A 25,203-nucleotide genomic window follows, 5' to 3' on the forward strand; every position below is an offset into this window, starting at 1 on the left:
TGAGGTGAAGAAAATTGTATCCACAAACATCAACTGAATTTATGCCATCCGTTTTAAGAACGTTTGCCCTTTCTCTTGCCTTTGCGTTTCTTGGAACAATGGCAGGTATGTTCGTACCGCCTAGTTTATTTTTACCATTGGCTATCCTAGAAGTTGTCATGCTGCTGGTAGTCATCTTCTTTAGAAGAAAAAAGGCGATCTCTTATACGTTCTTGTATGCTTTCACTTTTATTTCTGGGATTACGCTTTACCCAATTGTTGCCTATTATGCAGCGACGGCTGGAGCAAATGTCGTGATGATGGCATTCGGTACGACAACGGTTGTATTTACGGGAGTAGGAGTTTATGCGGCAAAATCGAAGAGGAATTTCTCATTTTTAGGTGGATTCCTGTTGGCAGCTTTACTGGCTTTAGTAGCGATTTCCATTTTTAATATTTTCATCCCATTAAGCAGCACCGGGATGCTTGCATATTCCTTCATCGGAGTTCTTGTCTTTAGTGGTTATGTCCTATTTGACATCAGCCGGATGAAGCATTATGGGGTAACAGCAGAAGAAGTACCATTAATGGCATTGAATCTATACTTAGACTTTGTTAACCTTTTCGTCAGTATCTTACGGATCTTTGGAATCCTATCTAGTAAGGATTAACAAACAAAAGCCGGGTTTTCCCCGGCTTTTTCTATGCCAATGATTGCAGTTTCGGACGCAGGCGATCCTTGGCTCTTTTAATTCTTGTTTTGACGGTTGAGATTGGGAGATTACTTTGCTTCGAGATTTCAATCAGGGTGAAATCTTGGTAGTAATATAAATAAATTGGATATTGATAGATTTCTGGCAAATCCTTAACCTTCTTTGCCATTTGTTCCGCTGAATCCCTATGTAATACCTCATCTTCCGGTAAAGGCGGTGCCTCCACTGCTGAAGAATAGGTATAAACCTCTTCCTTCCAAAATTGCTTCGTTTTATTTTCCTTCCGCCAATAATCACGGCACTTATTTCCTGCGATCGTAAACAGCCAGTTTTTTATTTTTGTTGTATCTTTCACCGACGTATACGCCAAATAGGCAGATAATAGTGCCTCCTGATACAAATCCTCAGCAAGTTGTTTTTGTTTCACTAGCGAATATATATAGTTAAAAATGGATTTCCCATGTTCCATAACAATACTCTCAAATAAATCTGTATGACTATTCATTTCTTACATCCTTCCTCCGGATTAATGATCCTCACTTAAATAGACGGAAGTAGAATCACTAACCCCTACACTATCCATGAAATTTTTAACTATTTTTTTGGACAATACCCTTTAAAAAAATCGAAACACCAATTTTCTTACAGATACTTAAATAATGCATCAACGCCAATAGCACAGAGCTAGTATTCATTGCGATGATGACACCCTCCATCCTCCATTCTGGCCTGGAAGCTAACAGGATGATAATGGCAAAAGAAACGGCCGTTGCCCAAATCGAATGAATAAACGTATCTTTAATCAGCCCTAGGCCGATTAAAAATGCCTGCATCGGCATCACGAAAAAGTGAAATAAGAAAAAGGGCCAAAGCATTTGCAAATACACTGCTGCTGTCGAGGAGTCAAAAAACATGGAAGTGAGTTCATCCGCAAATAGATAGAACACAACCATCGCTGGTATCCCATAAAGGAAGGTCAGCTTCATCACCTGAGAGAGCATTTTTTGCAGTGTAGAATAATCCCGCTCCGAATAAATTTTTGAAACCGCAGGAATAAGAACAATCATTAAGGAATGGGCGATAAACGCCGGGAAAAATCCAATCGTTACCGCAACCCCCATCAGCATCCCAAATTGTTCTGTTGCAATAGTGTCAGATATTCCCGATCGAACCAATGCAGCCTTAATTAAAAAAGGTTGAATCGCACCTGTCAAAGCCGAAAATAAGCGCAGTGCTGTTGTTGGTACCGATACCGACATTAAATTTTTACGGACAACCTTGCGATTCAAATTAGAAAATGGCATCCGCTTCAGATGCTGAAATTGAATGATAAACATATAGACTAAGTAAAGAAAGACGGCAATTTCACTGCCGATAAAGGTGGCAATTGCAATTAACACGGCGGCTTCCGTATCAAATTCAAAGAGTCGAAACATGACAAACAGCAAGACAAGCTGGATCGATTTCCGTAAGAAGTTGGCAACGGCAATTTTCCCCATCTGGTGCTTGCCCATAAAATATCCTCTAGCAACAGAGGTAAAGGAAATTACGGGAATTAACACAATCACAAGCCATTTTGTCAATGGGTGGTACCCGTCGAACACCGGAATAAACGGAATGATAATTGTTCCTGCTAACAGCAGAAAACACGTAAATATGATGGTAATCGTAATGGCATGATAAAGAATGTTGCGATGAAACCTTTCTTCTTTTTCGGCAATAAACTTAGAAATCGAAACCGGGAGCTCGAAGCTAGCGAGCAGCACAATTAAATAGATGGATGGCATAATCGACATAAATAACCCTAAACCATGCTTTCCCAGCTCTTTTGCGAGAATCATATTCATTAAAAACTCGACACCCTCGCCTAAAAAGGCAGACGCCGCTAAAAAGAAAATTCCTTTATAGAAAATAGCCATTATTCTCAAATCCCCTCTATCCCAGGCTTTCTTTATTAACCTATGAGACAAGTCCTAGTATTAGTAGAGGATTTTTGCAAAAAGAAAAAAGGCCATTTTAAGACCTTTTCAACGAATTATTTTATTAAAGAATGTTTGAAGGCATAGATAACCGCTTGCGTTCGGTCTTGTACGTCCAACTTACTCAAAATATTGCTTACATGGGTTTTGACTGTTTTTAAAGCAATAAATAACTCGTCAGCAATGTCTTGATTTGTTTTTCCATCTGCCATCAGCAATAATATTTCCATTTCCCGGCTAGTGAGATCCTCATGTGGAAGATGATTAGTCTTTTGTCTCATCTTCATCATCATTTTTCCTGTTACTTCAGGCTCGAGAACAGACTGACCATGATATGTAGCCCTTACTGCATTGGCGATTTCACCTGCTTTGGATGTTTTCAGCATATAGCTTGTTGCTCCAGCTTCTAAAGCCGGATATACTTTTTCATCATCTAGGAAGCTTGTGACAATGATGATTTTTGCTTCTGGCCATTTTTCAATAATACGTCTTGTGGCCTCAATCCCGTCCATTTCCTTCATCACTAAGTCCATCAATATGATATCAGGTCTTAGTTCTAGGGCTAGCTCCACACCTATCTTCCCATCTGCTGCCTCGCCCACTACTTCAATATCAGGCTGTGCAGACAAATAAGATGAAACTCCGATTCGAACCATTTCATGATCATCGACAAAAACTACTCTTATCATATAGCACCATCTCCATTACCCATCACTGGAACCTTTACCTCTAGCCTTGTTCCTTTATTTTTCACGCTGATTACCTTTAATGTACCGCCTACTTCAACGGCCCGCTCATGCATATTTTGCATTCCGTACGATCCCGCCTTCATGTTGTCAACTTCAAAACCAACACCGTCATCAACAATCCTTAATATTACTAGGTTATCCCGCTTGACCATTAATACATCAAGCAATTTCGCCTTGGAATGCCTGAGCGTATTCGAAACAGATTCTTGCAGGATTCGAAATAGATGATCCTCGATCCCTTTATCTAGAGGGAAGTCTTCTAATTTCCACTTAATTCCCATTGTTACCTTTAGTGATAATTCGATTAACAGTTCTTCGATTCCTTCTTTGAGGGATTTATTTTTCAAGGCAGCAGGACGTAAATGAAGCAGTAATGCCCGCATTTCAAGCTGTGATTGATGGATCATCTCTTCTACCATTTTCAATTGCTTTGCTTCCACAGATTCTTCAGCGGACTGCTTCGTTTCATTAATCGCCGACATCATCATCGAAGCAGCAAATAATTGCTGGCTGACGGAATCATGTAATTCTCGAGCGAGCCGGTTGCGCTCCTGTTCGATGATCTCTTGAATCCTTGCTTCCTGATCTTCAACTTTCTCTGTTGCCATTCGCTGTGAAAGCTTGGCCTGCTCTGACATTTGCTTGCCAATTTTTTCAATCCGCTCTGCAATCGCCTGCATTTCCGAAATCGCAGGTTTTTCTTTTGTTTCCGCTTGTCTACCCTCTTCAAGCTGGTGCAAGGAGTTCTCGATAGATTGGAGCTGACGTCTCCAAAAAAGTCCTGATAGTATCCCTAGAATAATTCCTAATGCAATACTAAAAACGGGAATGAAAACGACGAATGGGATGTCCATAATTTCTTCTTCCCATAATTTCGAAAAGTTGGCAACCGAGTAAACGTTAATAAAGGAAGCTGTGACAACTAAGGTTATTATCAAGGAAAAGCCGATACTCCAAACAATTTGTCTTTGGACTGAACTCATATCCGGCTCACCTCTAAATTCCCGACGATCATGGATGTGAATATTTTCACCTTCTGCTCTGCCTGATCGTAACCTCCCGTTTTTAACTGAAAGGCTTGATTAAATACTTGAGACTGATGATTTTCAAACACAGTTGTCGAACCGACGATACAAGAATGTTGAACACTGACCTCAATTTCATATGGTACCTGAATGTGAATATTGCCAAATACGTTACGAATAAAGATAACCGTTTCTCCTTTTGGAAGAACTGTATAACTAAGATCTATAATGGTGTCTCCAATTCCAGACTGAATATTGATATCATTCCATTCATAGACACCGACAGGAGTTTTTTGCTGTCCGAATAGGATATTTTCAAATAGCGGCTTGCTCTTAATAATCGTCTCTTCCTGTGGAATTTGATCCGCCGCTTCCTTAATATTTAGAGAAAGTTTATTAGGATTCTTTTTTGTCTGATAATATTGAATAATAAGATGAAGTAAAATAGCTAGTAATAAAAATCTGAATGTCATCATGCTGAATACGCTAATGACCAATGAAACCATTCCGGCAATAAAAAGCCATTTCCCGCTCTTTCTTCCGGCCTTTTTTCTGCCATAGTAAATCAATCCACCTGAAAATAAAAGGGAGAAAATAAGACCACTGTTGAAAAATAATATTTCTAGCAGTAGAACGACGACTCCAATTATAACCAGCCATCCCGTATAATCATTTTTTGTATTTTTTTTCATTCGGCCCACCCTCCCTTTTATTTTATGTGTAAAAAGGCGCAGCAACTCTACGCCTTTTTAGAATACCACGTTTAGATTATAAAGTGGACTTGCTTTCTTCTAATTTCATGTCTTTTTCTAATTGAGCAATCTTTGCATCAATCGTGCTGCGATAAAATGAACTATTTACTTGCTGTTCTAAGCGATCAAGATAGTTATCGATTTCTTGAAAACGTGAGGAAGCTTTATCAGCACCTGTATTAGATTCTAACACTTGATTCATTCTGAGATTTGCACGGGTTACATTTTCACGACCCATTAATTCCAAACGGCGGATATGCATGTCTTTTAACTTATGCTTCATTTCCTCATATTTTCTTTCTAATTCGCCAAGCTGCCCATTTACTTGCTCAAGTGAAGCAGCTAAGCGTTCGGCACGGCTTTGGTACTGCTCGTATTCAGCTGATGCAAATTGATAAAGCTCAATTTCACCAGCTTTAGAGGCAACCTCTGCTTGGTACTTTCTTTTTTCAGCTAACTGAACCGCTTGTGTATGTTCTCTTGTAAATTCATCTTTCAACGTGTACTGGCGTTCTACCAGATTACTTACCTTTTCTGTTTCCTGCTCACACTGGCGAAGGTATTGATTAAGTAAGGCAATTGGATTTTTCTTTTCCTTTTGATCAAGGGCATTGTGTAAGTCAGCCATTACTGTATCCTTAATTCTTGTAAATAAGTTTGTCATTATTTTTCTCTCCTTCAGATATTATTTATTTAATTCATTCCATTGTTTCTCAAAATTTACGAATGGATCAGATTCCTCTTTAATAGTAGTGTGTTTACTGCGATTCCAGTTTTTATATACAAGATAAAGAACATATGCAGCAACAACACCAATAATCGCCGGAGCATTATGGATAGAAGCCATCAGGACGAAAAATCCGATTATTCCAAGCCCAATTTTTGCTCCTGTCGACTCCGTTTTAAGAAATTGTTTGAAGATATAGTACAGAACTGCCAGACCAATCACCAAACCGATCATCGGACCTAATGTTGAGAGTAAGATGATGGCCGCGATTCCACCTGCTAAAAGTAAACCAAATTTTTTCATTTTGTTTCCTCCTTTCTTTATCTTGATTTCATCTTACCTTTTTTCTTATATTTCCATAATTGCGCCTTAGCTTTATTTTCATATCGGTCTTAAGACGTAGAAAAGGTCAGTCCCTGTTTTTTGGAACTGACCTTTTCACATTATTTAGAGATAAACATTTGTGTCCAATAATGACGTTGTGATCCGCCTTTTGCGTAGCCAACACCGATATAGGTATAGTTAGCACTTAAAATATTGGCACGATGTCCTGGGCTATTCATCCAAGCTTGAACCACTTCTTGTGGAGTCGTCTGACCAGCAGCAATGTTTTCAGCTGCAGAACGATACGAGATTCCAAAATTCTTCATCATTGTAAATGGGCTTCCATAGGTAGGACTGGTATGACTGAAATAGTTTTTATCGCGCATATCCATTGACTTATACCTAGCCACTCTTGAAAGCTCCCAATCCTGAGTTAAAGCCTTTAATCCGTGCTTAGCACGTTCTTGGTTGGTTAAAGCAATCACTTGATTTTCAATACTTTTCTCAGTATCCAAATTCGGGATATTTACTTTATCCCCTGGATAAATCAGATTAGGGTTTCTAAATTGTGGGTTCGCGGCGATGATTTCTGAAATTCCAACCTGATAGCGGACTGCAATTTTCCAAAGTGAGTCGCCTGGCTGAACTGTATAGACTGACTGAGCAAAGGAAACGCCTGGAATACAAAGTAGTGAGAGCAAAAACATCAGGCTAAACCAAAAAGATTTTTTCATTTTAAATCCTCCTCCGAATATATATTTTTGATTTAGCGTTCAAAATATACAGGAAATTCTCAAATAAAATTTGGCATTGGACAAACTATAAGATAAATGAGATATTTCGGAGGATTTTATGTGAGAGAGATTTCTTGGATTACCTTTTGTATGCTGATTTTGGCAAGCTATCGCCTCACCCATTTAATTGTTTTCGATAAAATTACAGAGTTTATCAGAAGGCCCTTTGTTAAAAAGGTAAAAGTGGAGACAGCGAATGGCACAACATTAAAAGAAGTGCCTACATCCATGTTTGGCTATTTATTAAAATGCTATTGGTGTGCTGGTGTATGGAGTGCCATTTTACTAGGCGGCGGGTACCTTTTATTCCCCAGGGTAACGTTTGTTTTTATTTTGATATTTTCTATTGCCGGTGGCCAGTCTATTATCGAAACCTTTGTAGGCGTAAACATAAAGAAAGTAGATTATTATGCAGAATTAAAGAAAAAGGAATAAGACAAATTCATTCCCCCTTTCGCATATATATTTAGAAAGGGGGGATTGAAATGGCAGAGTGGTGGGTAACAACCATCGGTTTTGTCATTTGTCTTGGTTTCGTTGGCGGTACGCTGGTGTATTTTTTAAGAGGAAGTCTTAATTCAGAAGATGCTAAACGAATTGATCCTCTGAATAATGATGAAGAGTAAACAAAAAGAACCTTGCCACTATCGCAAGGTTCTTTTTGTTCCCTTATAAAGCTTTTTCAATCGCCTGCTCGAACTGTGCAATAATATCCTCAGCATGTTCAATTCCAACAGAAATCCTAACAACTTCATCGGTGATTTTTAAGGTCTCTCGTGCCTCTGCCGGTAATGAACGGTGCGAGGTTGTAACGGGGTGAGAAACCGTTGTTTCAACACCAGCCAGGGTTGGTGCAATTTTTATCCATGCTAATGAACGGAAAAATTGGTTTATATCTACTGATTTTGCTAACTCAATCGTAACCATTGCGCCAAAGCCGTTTTCATCTTGTTGGAATGGGTAGTACACATTTTTAACAAAGCGATTATTCTTTAGTGCATCGGCTAATTTTCTCGCATTACTCGATTGGGCTTTCATTCTTAAACCTAGCGTTTTTAAACCACGGCATGTCAGCCACGCTTCAAATGGGCTAAGATTCGCACCTAGGTTAGCAATTTTTGTACGAGCACGGTCAATTAAATCCGCTCTTCCGGTAAGCACACCAGCGGTTACATCACTATGCCCGCCAATATATTTAGTGGCACTATGGACAACTAGGTCAATCCCGATTGGATATGGTTTACAGTGATATGGAGTAGCAAAGGTATTATCAACAAGCGAAACAAGGTGATGCTTTCGTGCTAGTTTGACAACTCCTTCAAGATTCTCCACTCTTAATAAAGGATTCGTAATCGATTCTGTATAGATTAGTTTCGTATTTTCTTTGATTTCCTTTTCCACTTCAGCAAGATTTTGGAAGGAGACAAAAGTAGTTTCAATGCCAAATTGACTTAATTCTTCTTTCAGCATGTGAAAGCTGCCGCCATATAAATCATCCGTCGCGATAATATGGTCTCCATTTTGTGCTACGGCCAGTACTCCTGCAAGAATCGCAGATAATCCTGAAGAGGCAGCAACACCTTCTGGCGCCCCCTCCAGCCGAGCAACAGCTTCTCCTAACTCATCCGTATTTGGATTTCCAACTCGAGAATAAAGATATTGTCCATTTCCATGATAGAAACCTTCCAATTCATCAAGATCTTTAAAAGTAAAAGCAGATGTCTGATAAATTGGTGATACCTTACTAGCTATTTTTCTGTTATTTTTTTTGCCATGCAAAATTTCTGTCTCGAATCGCTTCCCCATATCTGCCACCCTTTTTTAAATTCGCAAAATTGTTATTATATTAAAAAATATCAATACCCCACTCTTTCGTCAATCAAAATTTTTTGCCAATTTATATAGTCTTCCAAGCCCACATGTTTTTTTCATATTTGGAAAAATTAATCATGAGAATATATCAATTGGAGGAATACGCATGAGCTCACCGGAAGAAAAACATCATTTTCCTAGAACCTATTGGCGCGAAATTGAATTGCCTGCTTTTGAAAAATTAACGAAAGATATTTCGGTTGATGTTGCAATTATTGGTGCGGGAATTACTGGGATCACGACAGCCTATCTACTTGCTAAGGAAGGGGTAAAGACGGCGATCATTGAGGCTGGTGGGATCTTGAATGGTACTACAGGTCATACCACAGCCAAGCTCACGGCACAGCATGGTTTAATTTACGATGAAATCATTAGCCATTTTGGTGAAGAACAGGCAAAAATGTATTATGATTCCTTATCAAGTGCCATTCACTTTGTTGAGAAAACAGCCAGTGAAAAAGCAATTGATTGTGATTTTAGTAAACAGGATGCTTATGTTTACGCTGTTTCTGACCATTATGCCCAAAAACTTGAAACGGAATGGGGAGCCTATCAAAGATTGGGAATTGATGGCGGTTTGGTGGGCAATATTCCTTTTAATATACAGATCAAGTCTGCGCTGATGATGAAAAATCAAGCGCAGTATCACCCGTTAAAATTTTTGCGGGGATTGCTGGATGATGCTGTTGAAGGAGGTTGTTCTGTTTATGAAAATACCGTTGCTGTTGATCTTGAAGACGAGGAAACGTCAGAGCCAAAAGTGATTACGAAGGATGGGCAGCGAATTACCTGTAAGCATGTGGTCATTGCCTCCCATTTTCCTTTTTATGATAAACCGGGATTATATTTTGCCCGAATGTATGCAGACCGTTCCTATGCAATTGGAATTAAAACGGATAAAGAATACCCAGGCGGAATGTATATTAGCGCTGACAGTCCTTCCCGTTCTATCCGTTACACACCGATTGATGGTGGGAATTTACTAATCTTAGGCGGAGAAAATCATAAAACCGGACAAGGGGTTGACACTCTAAGACATTTTACCGCCCTAGAAGACTTCGCCAAAGAGGTTTTTGATCTTAATGAATATCACTATCGCTGGTCGGCTCAGGATATGGTACCTTTGGACAAAGTTCCTTATATCGGGCCAATAACATCGAATAAACAACGTGTTTTGGTGGCGACTGGCTACAAGAAATGGGGAATGACTTCTGGTGTTCTTGCTGGTCATCTTTTGACTGATTATATTACTGAACGGGAAAACCCCTATCATGAATTCTACTCGCCTTCCAGATTCCATGCGGACCCTGATTTTAAATCGATTGTATCAACGAACCTTGACGTTGCTAAGCATCTGATCAAAGGGAAGCTTGAGTTTGTCCCTAAGGATGCGGGAGATTTAGAAATTGGCGAAGGCTCTGTTGTTATGCATAATGGCAGAAGAGCTGGAGCCTATAAAGATGAGAATGGCAAGTTATATATTGTCGATACAACCTGTACCCATCTTGGATGTGAATGCGAATGGAATCATGCTGAGAAGACATGGGATTGCCCATGTCACGGTTCTCGCTTCTCGTATGCAGGGGATGTCATCGAAGGTCCTGCATTAAGGGCGTTGAAAAATGTTGCGGATGAGTGATTAGAGGGCACATATGGTATTTCACGAGTTGTCGTTTTACAAATTTTGGTTGAGGTTTTACAAATTTCCACGGAGCTTTTACAATTTCGAGTGTTTCTTTTACAATTTTGAGCGTTTCTTTTACAAATTTAATATTTAAACGCCTCCCACACAAATGTAGGAGGCGTTTTGTTATTTACCTTTTGGACGGTTATGTTTTAAATCCTCACCTGTTGAAAACTCAACAAGTTCTTCCGCGGTCTTCATCGCTTTTTTTCGATTGTTATTGCGCTGGGCGTTAGCATTACCTAGCTTCGTTCTTCCCACACCATCATCTCCTTTTCGAAGAAATCATCAATAGTATGAGTGTAAATAAATGAACTTATTCTTGCCCAAGAACAGGTGCTATTCGATACTTCGTCAGTTGTTCAAAACCGTATGCCGCTTCAATTAATACAGGCTCACTGTAAGCAGTTCCGGCAAAAGTAATCCCCACCGGCTCACCTTCAGGAGTATAGCCAGCTGGTACAGCTATTGTGGGATAACCTGCTTTTGCACTGATGTTTGAACCTTCCTCACCAGGGAAAAGAATCAAGTCCAAATTATATTTGTTAAGAGCATAATCGATTCCCTCCGCAGTTGCATGATAATGATCAAACTCTAATGCCTTTACATACTCTTCTTCCGTTAATGTTCCACTAGTCGCTTCAGATTCAAGCAAAATAGCCTGACCATATTTAAGCATCTTTTCTTCATTTTGCTTATTAAATTCAATCAAATCTTTAAGAGTCCGAATAGAAACGGATGGATGAAGACCATTTAAGTAACCATTTAAATCTGGCTTAAACTCGTAGGTCAGCACATAGTATGGCCATTTTACTTTAGCAGAAGGAATTTCGATATTATCGATGATTTCTGCCCCAGAGGATTTTAAAATCGTAATGGCATCACCAATTGCTTTTAACTGCTCCTGACTAAATACATCAATAAATCCTTCCCAAGCAATTCCAACTCTCTTTCCTTCGAGCCCATTCGGGATTAAATACTTTGTAAAATCAATATTACCTAGTGGATTTGTCCTTGTAATAGGGTCTTCATCATCGCTTCCAGCTAATGCACCCAAAAGGATAACAGCATCCTCCACTGTCCGTGCCATTGGTCCTGCCGTATCCTGCGTATGCGAAATCGGAATAATTCCTCTGCGGCTGATTAAGCCAACAGTTGGCTTGATCCCTACAATTGAGTTCTTGCAGGCAGGAAATAAGATTGACCCTGACGTTTCCGTGCCGACCGAAGCGGCAGCAAGATTGGCTGCTATCGCTGCTCCTGATCCAGAACTCGAACCCCCAACTTCAAATTTTCCTGGTCCATAAGGATTTAGCACCTGACCACCACGGGAGCTATATCCTCCCTTCATTCCAACCGCCATAAAGTTCGCCCATTCTGTCATGTTTGTTTTTCCAAGAATTATGGCTCCAGCTTTACGTAATTGTTCTGCGACAAATGAATCTCTTAAAGCAATTGAATCCTTTAACGCTAGGGATCCCGCACTAGTGTGCATCTTATCAGCGGTATCAATGTTATCCTTGATTAATACCGGAATTCCATGCAATGGACTACGCGGGCCAGTTGCCATCCTTTCGGCATCGAGCGCTGCTGCTATCTGCAACGCATCCGGATTCACCTCAAGGATTGAATTGATGTTCTTATCAATGACCGATATTCTATGTAAATACATCATGACAAGCTCTTTAGATGTCAGCTCGCTGCTTTCGAGCTTTTCTTGAATCTGACTAATTGTTATCTCTTCAAGCCAGTGATCTTGCAACTCTTTTAATTTTTTATTTTCCAAGCTATTTCCCCTCCTGTCCTATTATATTCTAGAATAGAAAGAGTAAATCCTTTATTAAAAATAGACAGTGGTTTACACCACTGCCTGTTTATCGACGCGCCTTTTGCTCTTCTACAGCAATTTGACCTTTATAAAATATTCTTTTATTAAGTGGAACATCGAGCTCGCGACAATACCGTTTTAATTCTCTTTCTTCCCGGTCGGTAACTAAGGAAATGACCGTACCGTCTGCACCCATTCTCCCTGTTCTTCCAGCCCTGTGCACATATTGGGCAATATCCTTTGGAAAATCAATATGAACGACATGGGTTATACCTTGAATATCTAATCCTCTTGCAGCAACATCGGTAGCGATTAGCATTTTCATTTTTCCATCTCGGAAGGCTTTTAGCTCTGCCTGACGCTCTAATTTCTTCATGTCACTATGTAAAATTCCGATCGACAACTCTTTAAAAAGCAATTTTTCTTTAAATATTTGGATTTCACCAATATCGTTAATAAATGCTAATGATGTTACGTTTTCTAAACGGGCAATTTTTTCAAGAAGCTTGATTTTATCACGTTGTTCAGCCATGAAATAAATATGCTCAACCTTACCTGAGGAGGCGATTTCATCTTTTTCAATCCGAAGTACTTCTGGCTCTTTTGTCATTTCTTTCGCCAATTTTTCCGTTTCTGGCTTCATGGTTGCAGAGAATAATACAACTTGACGGTCACCCATGGTGGATTTGACAATACTTTGGACTGTGTTTAAATGTTCCTTTGTTAACAGCTGGTCACCCTCATCAAGAACTACCATTTTTACTTCATGCATTTTTACTTTTTTCTGCTTTATTAACTCCAAAAGTCTTCCAGGTGTTGCAAAAATAACATGTGGACGCTTTTTTAATTTTTCCAACTGGCGTTTGACATTTGCACCGCCAATAATGGAAGTTCCGCGAATTCCACTTCCTTCTGACCATTTTTGAAATTCTTGATACACCTGCATCACTAATTCCTGTGATGATGCTAATACTACAGCTTGGAGTGATTGCGAGTTAGGTTCAACTTTATTTAATAATGGCAGCAAATAGGCAAGAGTTTTTCCTGTACCAGTTGGTGATTCTGCAATTAAGTCCTTGCCAGCTAGAATCATCGGAACGGCTGCTTCCTGAATGGAAGTCGGCGTTTGAAATCCTGACTTCTCCCATGCTTCCTGCAAAATTGGTTTTAACGTATTTATCATAATGGAACTCCTTTATTAATCTCATTTCTCTTATTATAACCACATACGCATCTGATACTAACCTAATATAGGAGCAGTGTCCATAAAAAAACCACTCCCAATTAGGAATGGTTTTAATTTGTATACCGGCTATTTTTCGGCTTAGCAATTTCTTCAAAGTTTTCTACTAAAAACTTGAGATCCCTCCTCAGCTCTTCACCTGTCATTGGCACCCCATGCCCAGTCACGGCAATCTCAGGTTTTAATGCCTCCAGTTTTTTCACTGATTCATAAGCTGCATCCCAATCGGTCGTGTAATACCTCGGCGGACCGCTAATCTCTTGCTCTTGTGTTAAGACTTTAAACAGGGATTCCTGTTTTACCGTAACAAAGGCATCACCTGCTATAAGCGCTCGGTCCTGCTCACGAAACAGCGACACATGGCCGGGAGTGTGCCCCGGTGTATGGATCCATTTCCAGCCAGGCATAACGGGAATCGATCCATCCTCAGGAAGCATTTGCACCTGATCCCCAATGTTAATCCCATGATTAGGGAACATCGGTGACATTTTCGCCACTAATCCAGCATCAACACCAGGATCTCCTGGTGGGTAATCTTTTTTCCCCGTTAGATAAGGCAACTCCAGTTCATGGGCGTAAATGGGGACACGCCACTCCTCTAAAAGCTCGACCAAAGATCCGACATGATCAAAATGTCCATGTGTTAACACAATCGCCTGAGGACGAGCATGTTCTCCAAAGCGTTCCGTAATCAACTCTTTAATTTCTTCGGCAGCCCCTGGCATCCCCGCATCAACCAGTACAAAACCACCTTTCGTGCTAACCAAGGCGAGGTTAACGATTTGATTGGTATAACAATACAAGTCAGGCAATACTGTCATTCCAACCCCACTCCCAATCGAAGTCATTGGAAGAAATGTCTCTTCAAACTTGCTATCCTGGTTATGTTCCAAAAAAATTCCTCCCTTAATACTAATTATTTTGCCGGGAGGAGAAGGATATTAGTCAAATATTCGAATGGCTAATTTATTTATGTTTTTGGTAATTTCCTCAGGTTGAATTCTCTCTTCATTATAATCAATTTCAATTTTTCCACTTCCAGAAACGACTCTTACTTTTTCTACCCCATCGTATGTTTTCATACGTTTTCTAATTCTGCCAATACAACTCGTACATGCAATATCATTTAATGCCAGTTCCATCATACTCATGATATTTGCTCCTTTTTCGCTAATAGTTTCTTTCCAAATTCCCTTCCGAACTTGATACATTGTTCCTTTTCTAAATTTGTCGGTGCGTGCTCAATTTTTAAGCATTCAAGGATTTCAGCACCTAATTCCAGTAATTTTTCAGATAATAGATCAACCGCTCTGCCAAAATGCTCATAAGTTGAATCACACGAACCAAATGCACCGGCAAATTTTCCTGCCAAATGAAGACCATCCATTTCTTCATAAAAATCTAAGACCTCATCAGGTAATTCCCCATCTCCCCATGTGTATGCACCAAGGAGAATTCCATCATAGTCTTCAAGCCCAGAGACATCAGCCTCTAAAATATCCTTTATTTCAACATTAGCCCCAACATGTTGAATTCCATCTGCAATCAGTTCTGCTAATTCCTCGGTATTTCCAGTCATACTCGCATATACAATTAAACAATCAGCACTCATTTTTGATCACCTCTTGTTTTCTTTCATTGTAATGCGAATCTTTCTCATTTTCCTTGATTTACATCAAGTCATTGATACAAATCACTACAAAGACAGTGATAACACGATAAAATATAGGTAAAATCCGTTTAGAGGAGAGAAATCTATGTGTTGTGAACATTGCTCACATGAATCATCCTGTATTACCACCGTTCCAGTATTTAAAGGAATGAAGGAGTCAGATCTTCAACAACTGAGAAAAGTAACCCGCAGTCGAAATTTTCAAAAAGGAGCTTTTATTTTTAGAGAAGGTGAACGCTCTGAGACCTTATTCGTTGTCAATGAGGGGCTAATTAAGTTGACGAAAACCTCAGCAGAAGGTAAGGAACAAATTGTTCGGCTCCTCTTTCCAGGAGATTTCTTTGGATTATTTTCCTTATTGCGAGATGAAAAACATTATATGAATGCAGAGGCAACACAGCAAACGGTGATTTGTTCTATTGATAAAAATGACTTTTTAAAAACGATGGAAAATAATTCTGGATTATCCTATCGTTTTTTACTGGCAGTAAATGATAGGCTTTATGAGGCAGATGAATCGGTTGGGAACTTGAGTCTTTTGGAGGTAGAACAGCGATTAGCACGAGCACTTCTTCTTTTCCACGATAAAATGGCCGTTGAGAATGAGACATTTGAATTGCCCATAACAAAAAAGGATTTATCTAGCTTTATCGGAACAACCCCAGAATCAGTCAGTAGAAAGCTCTTGTCGTTTGTTTCAAAAAAACTTATCCATATGGATGGACAGAGAAGAATAAAGATTCTAGAGTTGGACCAACTGAAACAGTTATCTGGTGACTGTTAAAAAGTCTTAGAGTTTAATGGCCATTAACCGAAAATGACCAGGTTCAATTTCGTTAACAATCGCATTCATGCCTAACGATTGGAAGCTAGCAACAAGTGGCTCCGCGCGATGGGGTAAATGGATCTCAAAGATGGTTCCTATAGGGGAGCTCTTCACAAAATCTAAAATTTCCCGGCGCGGATGCGCTCCTTTTAACACTCGCTCGCGAATATCAAGAATCGCCCTTTTTTCCTCTATTTGAAAGTTATGCATCGTACAATCTCCCTTATTATCTAATGTATTTTCTCTAGTTTACTTCGAATTCCACTAGTATAAATTGACATACATCAAGGTTATTGAATTTTTGTTTTTGAACGAATTGTGAACATTATTTACTAAGTGAGATTACTTTCTAGAAAAGGTGGTAAAATGGAGAACATCAAGATAACACTATAATGGAGTTGAAAACAATGTTTAGAAAAATCACTCTTATCTCATCACTACTGTTCTTTCTATTTGGAGCAAATGTTTTTGCTCATTCCCATATAGAAGATTCTACTCCTAAAAATGGAGAAGTAATTACCGAACCACTTAAAAATATCACCCTTAACTTTGAAACAGCTATAGAGCCGACGAGCTCTTTCACATTATCTGACGCAAATGGTACAGAGGTTTCTCTTCCAGAGGTTACGATTAATGGAAATCAATTACTCACTAATGTGGAAAACGAACTTGCTAATGGTGCTTATACGATTCACTGGAAGATAATCGGAGAAGATGGACATCTGCTTGAAGGAGATATCCCATTCACGGTTCAGCTTCCTAAAATTGTAGAACACTCTGCCGCAAGTGAGACTGTGGTAACTACTTCAGCCGATTCACAAACTACAACAGAAAATGTAAGGAATGATACTGCGACGGAGCAGGTTGCCGTTGAAAAAGAAGCTGAGTCTGAGGAACCAGCAATGATGAATTATATTATCCCAGGGTTAATTGGCCTCATTATCATGGTTGGCTTTGTAAGCTATTGGTTCATTTTTAGAAGGAAGCAAGCCTAATGTGGATTGCTGGAATACTTAGTGAAGCTTTCCTCTATCTTTGTTTTTCACTCTTAGTTGGAAGCTTTATCATCAGCATGGTTCCCGAAACTGCACGTCCCGAAGTTAAAATTCCTAAAGCTGTGCTGCTTTTGGCAACACTTGGGATAGCAGTCTTTTCCTTCTTACCGGTTTTAAAGATTGTTCTCTATCTATATAAAGACTTAGGCTTAAGTTATACGATTCAATCAGTGTTAACCAATTTTGAAGTCGGAAAGTCATGGATGATAACGGGGATCCTCTCACTTATTTTGTTCATCTATTTGATCCCAATCAAGATTGAACGTAAGCCATTGTTTGCCTTAAATGGGCTGGTTTTTACCTTAATCTTAATCGCTGCCCTTGGCTGGTCAAGCCATGCAAGCTCATTGTCGAAGTGGGCAGGCTTTCTCATTCATAGTTTACATTTTTTAGCCGTTACCACTTGGGTTGGAATTTTGATCATTGCCAGCTGGTTTTCACGAAATCACAAAAATTGGCAAAAGTTTTTAAAATGGTTTTCACCTGTTGCCCTTTTTTGCTTACTTATTACTGTGTTAACAGGGATTTCTTTAATGACCTTTCATATGGAGTTATCCGAGTATGTAAGTGTAACAGCCATTTCCTATGGGCAAACATTATTAATTAAGCATCTTGCAATACTACCATTACTTGCCTTTGCGGTTATCAATAGCTTATTCATTCGAAAACGTATAAAAAGTGATATGAATTTCAATCCGATACCTTGGGCAAAGCTAGAAAGTATCGTGGTTTTGCTTGTCTTTTCCATTACAGGAGCTCTTGGACAAGCTTCACCACCACATGAATTAAACTCAATGGTGAAAGCAGAGGGTGCCTCAAAGCTGTTCAGCTATTTCCATCCTGGAGAAATTATCTTCCCATTGGAGTTTTCCCCGGGAATAGGGTCAATATCCTTAATAGTCCTTGCACTGTTATTCTTAGGATTATTAATATTCACTTTTATCAAGCAAGCACCGAAAATCCTGTCATTAATGATGAGCCTGCTCGTTATTCTGGCTGGCTATCTCGCTTTTATGTTTGGGATATCATAGAAAAAGCAGCGTGATTGTTCACGCTGCTTTTATTCATAGCTGAATTGTTCGCAGTATTGCTCTTACTGGGCTTCCGTCTGCTTCAACGAGGGGAAGCGGCAGAGCAATTAATTCATAATCACCAGGGTCTATATCATCCAGACGAACAGATTCTAAGATATGAATGCCATTTTTATTTAAAGCATGATGCGCCGATAAATCCTTGCTCTCAAGTGGATCCACAGACGGTAGGTCCACCCCAATTAAACGAATTCCCTTCCCTGCTAAAAATGGCCCTAGGTCCGCTCTTAAATAAGGAATCCTTTCTGGAAATTCTCTAGGATTCTCCCAGGCTAGCGTACGAAATATTACCCTTTTACAGCCTTCAAGATTTATTCCTGAGAGATCATCCACACCAATGCTCTCCTTGCCGATCATATCAATTACTCGTACAGTTCCAACATATAAATCCAGATCCAGTTCCATAATTTTTTTCCCATTATCATCAAAATGAAATGGAGCATCTACATGTGTACCCGTATGGGCACTCATTGTCATGCTGCCAACATTCACTGAACCACTATCCAGCTTTGACCATGAAACTTCATAATGGAAAGGAGTATCTCCTGGCCATACCGGCATGCCATTTTCAAGCCTTCTTGAAATATCATAAATTTTCATCCAGTCGCTCACCCCTAATTAAAAATCAAGCTACCTCAAAAATATCTTCTTGTGGGGGTACTGTCAATTAATGAAACGATCTCCAAAAGCTTCTGTTCCTAGCGATAATGTGATTGATTTGTTCAAATGGAATTGTAAAGGTTGGAAATCCTGCAGCATATGGGGCGATGTCATAAGGGAAAAAATAAATATTTAGGGCATTCTCGCTGATAAAGAACGGCTGGTCTGGTTGAATCCCTTTAAAGGAATCAGGAAAAACGTATGAGTATTTTTCGTCATTTTTAATTTGATCAGCTATGATATCGCTAATGGTTTTTACATAATCAGCACTAGGCTTAAATAAGTCTTTTAATTGATAGAATTCACCTGTTTTGAGGTCTATATGAGCATATTTTCTAACGGGCATCCCATGTGCAGCTCCAAAAGGATAGTCATAACCATTGATCTCGATAACCAGCAGGTTTTTCTTATAAAACGAAACATTAAAGTCACCAACATAGTTAGAATCAAGCTGTGTATGGGGAGGAATCGGCTTCACGGCTGAAAGGTCCTTGAGTTTCTGATTTACTTCTTCTTGTTTTTCAATCCCTTTTAGCTGTGGATAGTAAACTAAATAATCTTTATTTGGCTTATATTTATTTTCAATCACGGCGGTTTCTTTGCTCAATGGAATAAAATGATTTTGCTTCCAAACGACCTGACCTTTTTTATCAAAATAAAGAATTCGAAAATCGATATCTCCTTTAATTAATGTTTTGTCAAACGATAGTGTCCCACTGCCGCTAACCTTTGGAAGATGATCGATTCTCCGCCCCTTCTGATCAATAAAGAATGTAAATTGATCATCATAGGCGGAGGCAATTCCATCTTTAAACGGTGAGATACCATTAAAAATAAACCCAGTATAAATATGCCCCTTTGCGTCAGCAAGAGCATATTTCGAAGGAAGATATGGCTTATCAGGTTTTTCTGCCTTTCCGAGAGCATAACGCCCTTCTTCAAGATAAAGCACCGTATTGTACTGTGGTTTAATCGTAAAATTCCCTTGACGATCTACCAGACCGTACTTATCCATATAATTATCCGACATATTTACGATCGCATAACCAGCTTCAAACGGCATTGTCCCTGAAAACTGAGGTTTAATGACCACATTCCCTTTTTCATCGATATATCCCCATTTTCCGTCCTCTTTTTCCTTAAAAGCTAGCAATCCATCACCATAGCTATCTACAAAAGGATAGGAAAATTTCATTATGGTTCTTCCGGTTAAATCAATTAAAGCATAGCTGCCATCCTGAAGTTTTACGAGTGCCTTGCCGTTTATAAATTCATCAGCAGATTCATAGGATAATGGTATAACTTCCTTCCCCCACCGATTTAAATAACCATATAAATACTTACCAGCCTCGTTAGTGTTCGCAGCCACAGCCCTTCCTTCCTTGTAACTTGAAATAAAAGAGTATGGCTTCGAAGTCACTTCCTTGCCGCTTTCATCGATTACGTTAAAGCCTGGGTCGTCAATAACAGCTGCCCGCCCCTCCGAAAAAGCTTGGATCGATTCATATTTTGGCTTTACAATAAAATAGCCATCAGAATTGATGATCCCAAAAAGACCATTGCTCTCGACGATCGCTAGTCCATTTTCCTGAAAATCCCGCGCATCCTCAAAGATGGGAGAGAGAACGAATTTTCCCTTATTATCAATATAACCCCATTTGCTGCCGCCAATTTCTTTTACCGCTGCAGGATAAAGATATACCGCCCTTGATAAAGTTAGAAGGTATTGAATCCAATTCTCCAACTCTTTAGACATACATACTACCCCATTTATCTTTTTAACTATGTATATGAAAAAAATGGGCACCCGGTGATAATTGAAAAAGCAGCTCATTTTAATAATAAGCTGCTCTTTACTGTCCTTTATAAAAAATCTCTATCTATTTCTCAACTGCAAAGACGATATTGTTTTGTTTTCTTACACCCTCTGTGATTCGAAGGACAATTTGGCTTAATTCCTTCAACTGCTTATATTTCGTATCGTTCTTTGATTCGATAATATCAGCAAAAGTAAGGCATTCATAAGCCATATCCTGCTCTTCCTGGACAACACTGAAGATGTCACTTTCTTTTGTATGGCTGTCATAAAACTTTATTTCAGAGATTGGCGCTGCATCCTGTAATACAAAGGTTCCTGCTTCACCGTGAATTTCACATGGCATTACCGAGTGAGAGATTTTGGAACAAAGAACAGTCACAACGAAGTCTTCATATTCTAGAACCAATGTACCGCTTCCGTCGACACCACTTCTTAGGATCACAGGGTGATAGCTAGCCTTCTTAGGCTCTCCAAAAAGACCAATTGCTAGAAATAGCGGATACACCCCTAAATCTACTAATGCTCCTCCAGAGAACTTGCTAGAGAAGATATTTGGTTCTTCTCCCTGTAAAAATATATCATAGCGGGAAGAATACTGAATATATGGCAGGATGGCACTTCGAAGCTTCCCAGCCTTTGACAGATTTTCTTTTAAGATTTCAAAGTTTGGAGTATGGATATTTCGAATTGCCTCGAATAAATATACCCCATTTTCTTCGGCAATTCGATGCGCTTCTTCCAGTTCTGCGGTCGTTGAAAAAATTGGTTTTTCGCAAATAACATGCTTCTTATTTTTCAAAAAAGTAATCGCTTGTTCATAATGAACCGAGTTAGGTGAAGCGATATAGACTGCATCAATTTCTGAGCTTTTCGCCATGTCTTCTAAATCCGTAAAGAATGTATCAGCTTGATATGTATGAGCCATTTTTTCAGCTTTATCCACGTTTCGCGAATAAACACCTGCAAGATGAAATTTCCCGCTATGTTTGGCAGCTTCAATAAAGGCAGTTGTAATCCAACTAGTTCCAACAGTTCCTAGGTTAATCATCACAATTCCCCTTTCCTATTTACAAAAATATATTTTAGCCTTAAATCATTTTAAATACAAATCAAATACTAATGCAAATGCTTATTTTTCCGTTGATTTGATGGGAACAATGGAAAAATATCAATATTTATGGTATTTATTAATAAATAGATTTGTGAAAGAGGTTGGATAGAGTGGACAATCAAAATTCTAATTTTATAAAAGAGATTATGATTAAGGATTTGGAATCAGGTAAGCACGATAAAATCGTGACACGGTTCCCTCCAGAACCAAATGGTTATTTACATATTGGACACGCTAAATCCATCATTATTAATTTTGGACTTGCCGATGATTTTAATGGGAAAACAAACTTACGTTTTGATGATACGAATCCGCTAAAGGAAGATATTGAATATGTTAATTCGATTAAAGAAGATGTGAAATGGCTGGGGTTTGAATGGGATAATTTACATTTCGCTTCTGATTACTTTGAGGAAATGTACAAGCGTGCCGTTCTCTTAATTAATAAGGGACTTGCCTATGTCGACGATCTATCTGCTGATGAGATTCGTGAGTACAGAGGTACCTTAACCGAACCTGGCAAGGATAGTCCTTATCGCGATCGTTCAATTGAAGAAAACTTAGATTTATTTGAACGAATGCGTAATGGAGAATTTGCCAATGGCGAGAAAGTTCTTCGTGCTAAAATTGATATGAAGTCTCCTAATATTAATTTGCGTGATCCTGTTATTTACCGGATTTCTCACGCTACTCACCATAACACAGGAGATAAATGGTGTATTTATCCAATGTATGCATTTGCCCACCCGCTTGAGGATGCGATCGAAGATGTGACCCACTCCATTTGTACGGTTGAGTTTGAAGATCAACGTCCGTTATACAATTGGATCGTGGAAAATTGCGAAATGGAAAGCAAGCCGCAACAAATTGAATTTGGCCGTTTAAATGTAACAAATACCGTCATGAGCAAACGTAAACTAAAGCAATTGGTGGACGAAGGATTTGTCGATGGCTGGGATGACCCGCGGATGCCGACAATCTCAGGGATGAGACGAAAAGGTTTTACTCCTGAATCGATTCGGAATTTCGTCCGTGAAACAGGTGTTTCAAAAGGCTCTGGCGCAGTTGATTCCCAAATGCTCGAACACTATGTGAGAGAAGATTTGAAACTAAAATCACCGCGGACAATGGGAATCCTGAAGCCTTTAAAGGTGGTTATCACTAATTACCCTGAGGGACAAATTGAATTATTAGATGCTGAGATTAACCCTGAGGTACCAGAAATGGGAATGCGCAAGATTCCATTTTCCCGTGAAATTTATATCGAACAAGATGATTTTATGGAAAACCCGCCAAATAAATATTTCCGTCTCTTCCCTGGTAATGAAGTACGCCTAAAGCATGCTTATTTCATTAAATGTGAGGAAGTGATAAAGGATGAAAACGGCGAAGTGGTTGAACTACGTTGCACGTATGATCCACAAACGAAGAGCGGCACCGGCTTTACTGGTCGTAAAGTAAAAGGTACGATTCATTGGGTCGAGGCAACTAATTCCGTGCCTGCTGAGTTCCGTTTATATGAGCCGCTGATTTTGGATGAAGATAGCGATGAAGGAAAATCATTCTTGGACAATGTAAATCCAAATTCACTTGAAGTATTGCAAGGTTTTGTTGAGCCTAACATGAAAGATAGTATGCCACATGATAAGTTCCAATTCTTTAGACATGGTTATTTCAACGTAGATCCAAAGCATACAACCGTCAATAAACTAGTCTTTAACCGAATTGTTTCTTTGAAAAGTTCATTTAAAATTTAAAGAAAAAGAACCAGGCGATTTTGTCTGGTTCTTTTACTTGTTCTCGTATCTTGTGCTTGGGATTTCTAATATGATCTTTGTTCCTTTTCCAAGAGTAGAATTGATCGTGAGCTCGCCGTTAACAGCCCTGGCTCGTTCATCCATACTGAAAAGCCCCACTCCACGTGGCTGAGAGCTAAGCTCGAAGCCTACCCCCTTATCCTCAATCATCACTCTTACTGTGTGATCTATCTCTCTAACCGTCACGGTTGCCTCAGATACGTCTGCATACTTTCGAATATTCGTTAATGCTTCCTGAATTATACGGTAAATGGTCAATTCAATATTGATATCGAGACGGCAGCTTAACACACATTCAAAATAAACATCAATGCCATAGTTCTCTGAAAAACGTGATAGAAAGGAGCGAATCGCAGGAACAAGTCCAAGATCATCTAATACGGAAGGTCGCAGCTCCCAAGAAATATCACGAATTTCCTCAATCAATTGAGTGGCTTCCTTTTGCATTTGTTGAAGCAATGGATGGTCCATTTCAGAGAGCAAGCGGTTAATCGTAATGAGATGACTATATAAATTCTGACCGATGCCATCATGTAAATTCCTCGATAACCGTTTACGCTCCTCTTCTTGTACTTCAATGATCTTAGTCATCATTTTTTGCAATTCTTGCTCCACTCGTTTTCTTTCAGTAATCTCATAGCGAATGGCTAAATATTGATAAGGCCTTCCTTTATCATTTAAAAAGGGAATAATGGTAGTATCCACCCAATAAAAGGTACCATCTTTAGCACGGTTGCGAATTTCTCCCTTCCACACTTTTCCAGAACCGATTATTGACCACATTTCCTTAAAGAAACTTTTAGAATGAAATCCTGAATTTAAAATGCGATGGTCCTGCCCTAGAAGTTCATCCCTTGAGTACTTTGAAATTTGGCAAAATTGGTCATTCACATAAGTTATGGTCCCCCTGGCATTTGTTATTGCGACAATCGATGATGCATCGAGGGCAAATTTATAATCAGTTAGTTCATTTTGCGTTAATTGAAATTCCCTGTCCATATCCTTCCCCCAGCATCAAGTTCATGAATACACCTTAAGTATTTTCTCCAAAGTAAGCGCTGACTCTTTTACCTTTTCCTGATCATTTTCAGTATAAGTATGGGAAATTCTTTTTCCAACAAGTAATACTCCTTTGGGTACAAAATTAAAAAATAAAGGGACCGCAAAACAGGAAACAAGTTTTTCAGCTAGCATAATCGGATAATCGGTAATCTTTCCATAAATATCATCAGGAAAATTACTCAACATCATCGGACTGCCGCTTGAAATAATCTTTCCAGCGATTCCTTTTCCAAAACGAACGGTTATTCTTTTATATTTATCATTTAAATTACCGGCAGCATAATGCCATCTGACATCTGGTCCTACTTCATTTTGAAAGGCAAGACCAACAAATTCACAGTCTAAATTTTCTTTTAACTGATTACAAATTTTAATCACATCTGCTATTTCCCTTATTTCTGTCATGCCTGGTGATTCTCCT

At 39.1% G+C, this 25,203-nt stretch carries 29 protein-coding genes; 8 read left to right on the forward strand and 21 right to left on the reverse strand.

What is annotated here, in order from left to right; all coding sequences use genetic code 11:
* The first annotated feature begins 41 nt into the window (after positions 1-41).
* Positions 42-650 (forward strand): Bax inhibitor-1/YccA family protein, encoded by a 609-nt coding sequence (locus ACWM35_RS16235; protein WP_454820085.1) that lies wholly within the window; start codon positions 42-44, stop codon positions 648-650.
* 31 nt (positions 651-681) lie between these two features.
* Here the strand turns inward: ACWM35_RS16235 and ACWM35_RS16240 are convergent, their stop codons facing one another.
* The 8 genes from ACWM35_RS16240 to safA form a co-directional block, all read right to left on the reverse strand.
* On the reverse strand, positions 682-1,197 hold the full coding sequence (locus ACWM35_RS16240) for an RNA polymerase sigma factor (protein WP_454819844.1): 516 nt from the start codon (positions 1,195-1,197) through the stop codon (positions 682-684).
* 85 nt (positions 1,198-1,282) lie between these two features.
* On the reverse strand, positions 1,283-2,611 hold the full coding sequence (locus ACWM35_RS16245) for an oligosaccharide flippase family protein (RefSeq protein ID WP_454819845.1): 1,329 nt from the start codon (positions 2,609-2,611) through the stop codon (positions 1,283-1,285).
* Between the two features lie 116 nt (positions 2,612-2,727).
* Positions 2,728-3,360, reverse strand: a complete 633-nt coding sequence (locus ACWM35_RS16250) for a response regulator (protein ID WP_454819846.1) — start codon at positions 3,358-3,360, stop codon at positions 2,728-2,730.
* Positions 3,357-4,403, reverse strand: coding sequence for a histidine kinase (locus ACWM35_RS16255; RefSeq protein ID WP_454819847.1), 1,047 nt, complete (start codon positions 4,401-4,403; stop codon positions 3,357-3,359). Before ACWM35_RS16255 ends, ACWM35_RS16250 begins: the two co-directional genes overlap by 4 nt.
* The gene (gene liaF / locus ACWM35_RS16260) at positions 4,400-5,137 is read right to left on the reverse strand and encodes a cell wall-active antibiotics response protein LiaF (RefSeq protein WP_454819848.1); all 738 of its coding nucleotides are present in this window, start codon (positions 5,135-5,137) and stop codon (positions 4,400-4,402) included. Before liaF ends, ACWM35_RS16255 begins: the two co-directional genes overlap by 4 nt.
* Positions 5,138-5,213: 76 nt before the next feature.
* Positions 5,214-5,861: a PspA/IM30 family protein gene (locus tag ACWM35_RS16265; RefSeq protein WP_454819849.1), complete on the reverse strand. Its 648-nt coding sequence runs from the start codon at positions 5,859-5,861 to the stop codon at positions 5,214-5,216.
* 21 nt (positions 5,862-5,882) lie between these two features.
* Positions 5,883-6,227 (reverse strand): lmo0954 family membrane protein, encoded by a 345-nt coding sequence (locus tag ACWM35_RS16270; protein WP_454819850.1) that lies wholly within the window; start codon positions 6,225-6,227, stop codon positions 5,883-5,885.
* A 140-nt stretch (positions 6,228-6,367) separates the two neighbouring features.
* A complete protein-coding gene (gene safA / locus ACWM35_RS16275) occupies positions 6,368-6,982 on the reverse strand; it encodes a SafA/ExsA family spore coat assembly protein (RefSeq protein WP_454819851.1) in 615 nt (204 codons plus the stop codon).
* Between the two features lie 120 nt (positions 6,983-7,102).
* Between safA and ACWM35_RS16280 the strand changes: the two genes are divergently transcribed.
* Together ACWM35_RS16280 and ACWM35_RS16285 are read left to right on the forward strand one after the other, a co-directional pair.
* The gene (locus ACWM35_RS16280) at positions 7,103-7,477 is read left to right on the forward strand and encodes a DUF1360 domain-containing protein (protein WP_454819852.1); all 375 of its coding nucleotides are present in this window, start codon (positions 7,103-7,105) and stop codon (positions 7,475-7,477) included.
* A 50-nt stretch (positions 7,478-7,527) separates the two neighbouring features.
* On the forward strand, positions 7,528-7,668 hold the full coding sequence (locus ACWM35_RS16285; RefSeq protein ID WP_454819853.1) for a hypothetical protein: 141 nt from the start codon (positions 7,528-7,530) through the stop codon (positions 7,666-7,668).
* 43 nt (positions 7,669-7,711) lie between these two features.
* On the opposite strand, the gene ACWM35_RS16290 is transcribed toward ACWM35_RS16285, so the two are convergent.
* Positions 7,712-8,848: a trans-sulfuration enzyme family protein gene (locus ACWM35_RS16290; protein WP_454819854.1), complete on the reverse strand. Its 1,137-nt coding sequence runs from the start codon at positions 8,846-8,848 to the stop codon at positions 7,712-7,714.
* Between the two features lie 172 nt (positions 8,849-9,020).
* Here ACWM35_RS16290 and ACWM35_RS16295 point away from each other — a divergent pair, with 172 nt between their 5' ends.
* Complete coding sequence (locus ACWM35_RS16295; RefSeq protein ID WP_454819855.1) at positions 9,021-10,553, forward strand: FAD-dependent oxidoreductase; 1,533 nt, start codon at positions 9,021-9,023, stop codon at positions 10,551-10,553.
* 171 nt (positions 10,554-10,724) lie between these two features.
* Here ACWM35_RS16295 and ACWM35_RS16300 read toward each other — a convergent pair whose 3' ends face one another.
* From ACWM35_RS16300 to ACWM35_RS16325, 6 genes are all read right to left on the reverse strand, one after another.
* Positions 10,725-10,859: a hypothetical protein gene (locus ACWM35_RS16300; protein ID WP_454819856.1), complete on the reverse strand. Its 135-nt coding sequence runs from the start codon at positions 10,857-10,859 to the stop codon at positions 10,725-10,727.
* Between the two features lie 55 nt (positions 10,860-10,914).
* Entirely contained in the window at positions 10,915-12,384 is a 1,470-nt protein-coding gene (locus tag ACWM35_RS16305) for an amidase family protein (protein WP_454819857.1), read from the reverse strand.
* A gap of 88 nt (positions 12,385-12,472) precedes the next feature.
* Positions 12,473-13,609: a DEAD/DEAH box helicase gene (locus ACWM35_RS16310; RefSeq protein WP_454819858.1), complete on the reverse strand. Its 1,137-nt coding sequence runs from the start codon at positions 13,607-13,609 to the stop codon at positions 12,473-12,475.
* A 113-nt stretch (positions 13,610-13,722) separates the two neighbouring features.
* Entirely contained in the window at positions 13,723-14,562 is an 840-nt protein-coding gene (locus ACWM35_RS16315) for an MBL fold metallo-hydrolase (protein ID WP_454819859.1), read from the reverse strand.
* Between the two features lie 48 nt (positions 14,563-14,610).
* Positions 14,611-14,820, reverse strand: coding sequence for a heavy-metal-associated domain-containing protein (locus tag ACWM35_RS16320; protein ID WP_454819860.1), 210 nt, complete (start codon positions 14,818-14,820; stop codon positions 14,611-14,613).
* Positions 14,817-15,281, reverse strand: a complete 465-nt coding sequence (locus ACWM35_RS16325; RefSeq protein ID WP_454819861.1) for a flavodoxin — start codon at positions 15,279-15,281, stop codon at positions 14,817-14,819. Before ACWM35_RS16325 ends, ACWM35_RS16320 begins: the two co-directional genes overlap by 4 nt.
* 145 nt (positions 15,282-15,426) lie before the next feature.
* Here ACWM35_RS16325 and ACWM35_RS16330 point away from each other — a divergent pair, with 145 nt between their 5' ends.
* Positions 15,427-16,125, forward strand: coding sequence for a Crp/Fnr family transcriptional regulator (locus ACWM35_RS16330; RefSeq protein ID WP_454819862.1), 699 nt, complete (start codon positions 15,427-15,429; stop codon positions 16,123-16,125).
* A 6-nt stretch (positions 16,126-16,131) separates the two neighbouring features.
* On the opposite strand, the gene ACWM35_RS16335 is transcribed toward ACWM35_RS16330, so the two are convergent.
* A complete protein-coding gene (locus ACWM35_RS16335) occupies positions 16,132-16,377 on the reverse strand; it encodes an amino acid decarboxylase (protein WP_454819863.1) in 246 nt (81 codons plus the stop codon).
* 197 nt (positions 16,378-16,574) lie between these two features.
* On the opposite strand from ACWM35_RS16335, the gene ACWM35_RS16340 reads away from it, so the two are divergent.
* Both ACWM35_RS16340 and ACWM35_RS16345 read left to right on the forward strand, forming a co-directional pair.
* Entirely contained in the window at positions 16,575-17,162 is a 588-nt protein-coding gene (locus ACWM35_RS16340) for a copper resistance CopC family protein (RefSeq protein ID WP_454819864.1), read from the forward strand.
* Complete coding sequence (locus tag ACWM35_RS16345; protein ID WP_454819865.1) at positions 17,162-18,253, forward strand: copper resistance D family protein; 1,092 nt, start codon at positions 17,162-17,164, stop codon at positions 18,251-18,253. The genes ACWM35_RS16340 and ACWM35_RS16345 overlap by 1 nt, the downstream gene beginning before the upstream one ends.
* Before the next feature lie 33 nt (positions 18,254-18,286).
* On the opposite strand, the gene kynB is transcribed toward ACWM35_RS16345, so the two are convergent.
* The 3 genes from kynB to ACWM35_RS16360 all read right to left on the reverse strand — a co-directional run bounded on the left by kynB (position 18,287) and on the right by ACWM35_RS16360 (position 21,837).
* Positions 18,287-18,913 (reverse strand): arylformamidase, encoded by a 627-nt coding sequence (gene kynB / locus ACWM35_RS16350; protein WP_454819866.1) that lies wholly within the window; start codon positions 18,911-18,913, stop codon positions 18,287-18,289.
* Between the two features lie 67 nt (positions 18,914-18,980).
* The gene (locus ACWM35_RS16355) at positions 18,981-20,729 is read right to left on the reverse strand and encodes a WG repeat-containing protein (protein WP_454819867.1); all 1,749 of its coding nucleotides are present in this window, start codon (positions 20,727-20,729) and stop codon (positions 18,981-18,983) included.
* 124 nt (positions 20,730-20,853) lie between these two features.
* Entirely contained in the window at positions 20,854-21,837 is a 984-nt protein-coding gene (locus ACWM35_RS16360) for a Gfo/Idh/MocA family protein (RefSeq protein ID WP_454820086.1), read from the reverse strand.
* Between the two features lie 176 nt (positions 21,838-22,013).
* Between ACWM35_RS16360 and ACWM35_RS16365 the strand changes: the two genes are divergently transcribed.
* Positions 22,014-23,660 carry a glutamine--tRNA ligase/YqeY domain fusion protein gene (locus ACWM35_RS16365; protein ID WP_454819868.1) on the forward strand — a complete coding sequence of 549 codons (1,647 nt, stop codon included), beginning with the start codon at positions 22,014-22,016 and terminating at the stop codon, positions 23,658-23,660.
* A gap of 33 nt (positions 23,661-23,693) precedes the next feature.
* Here ACWM35_RS16365 and ACWM35_RS16370 read toward each other — a convergent pair whose 3' ends face one another.
* Both ACWM35_RS16370 and ACWM35_RS16375 read right to left on the reverse strand, forming a co-directional pair.
* Positions 23,694-24,719, reverse strand: coding sequence for a PAS domain-containing sensor histidine kinase (locus ACWM35_RS16370; RefSeq protein WP_454819869.1), 1,026 nt, complete (start codon positions 24,717-24,719; stop codon positions 23,694-23,696).
* A gap of 21 nt (positions 24,720-24,740) precedes the next feature.
* A complete protein-coding gene (locus ACWM35_RS16375; protein ID WP_454819870.1) occupies positions 24,741-25,187 on the reverse strand; it encodes a GAF domain-containing protein in 447 nt (148 codons plus the stop codon).
* Between the last annotated feature and the right edge of the window lie 16 nt (positions 25,188-25,203).

The organism is Neobacillus sp. K501, from assembly GCF_053749995.1.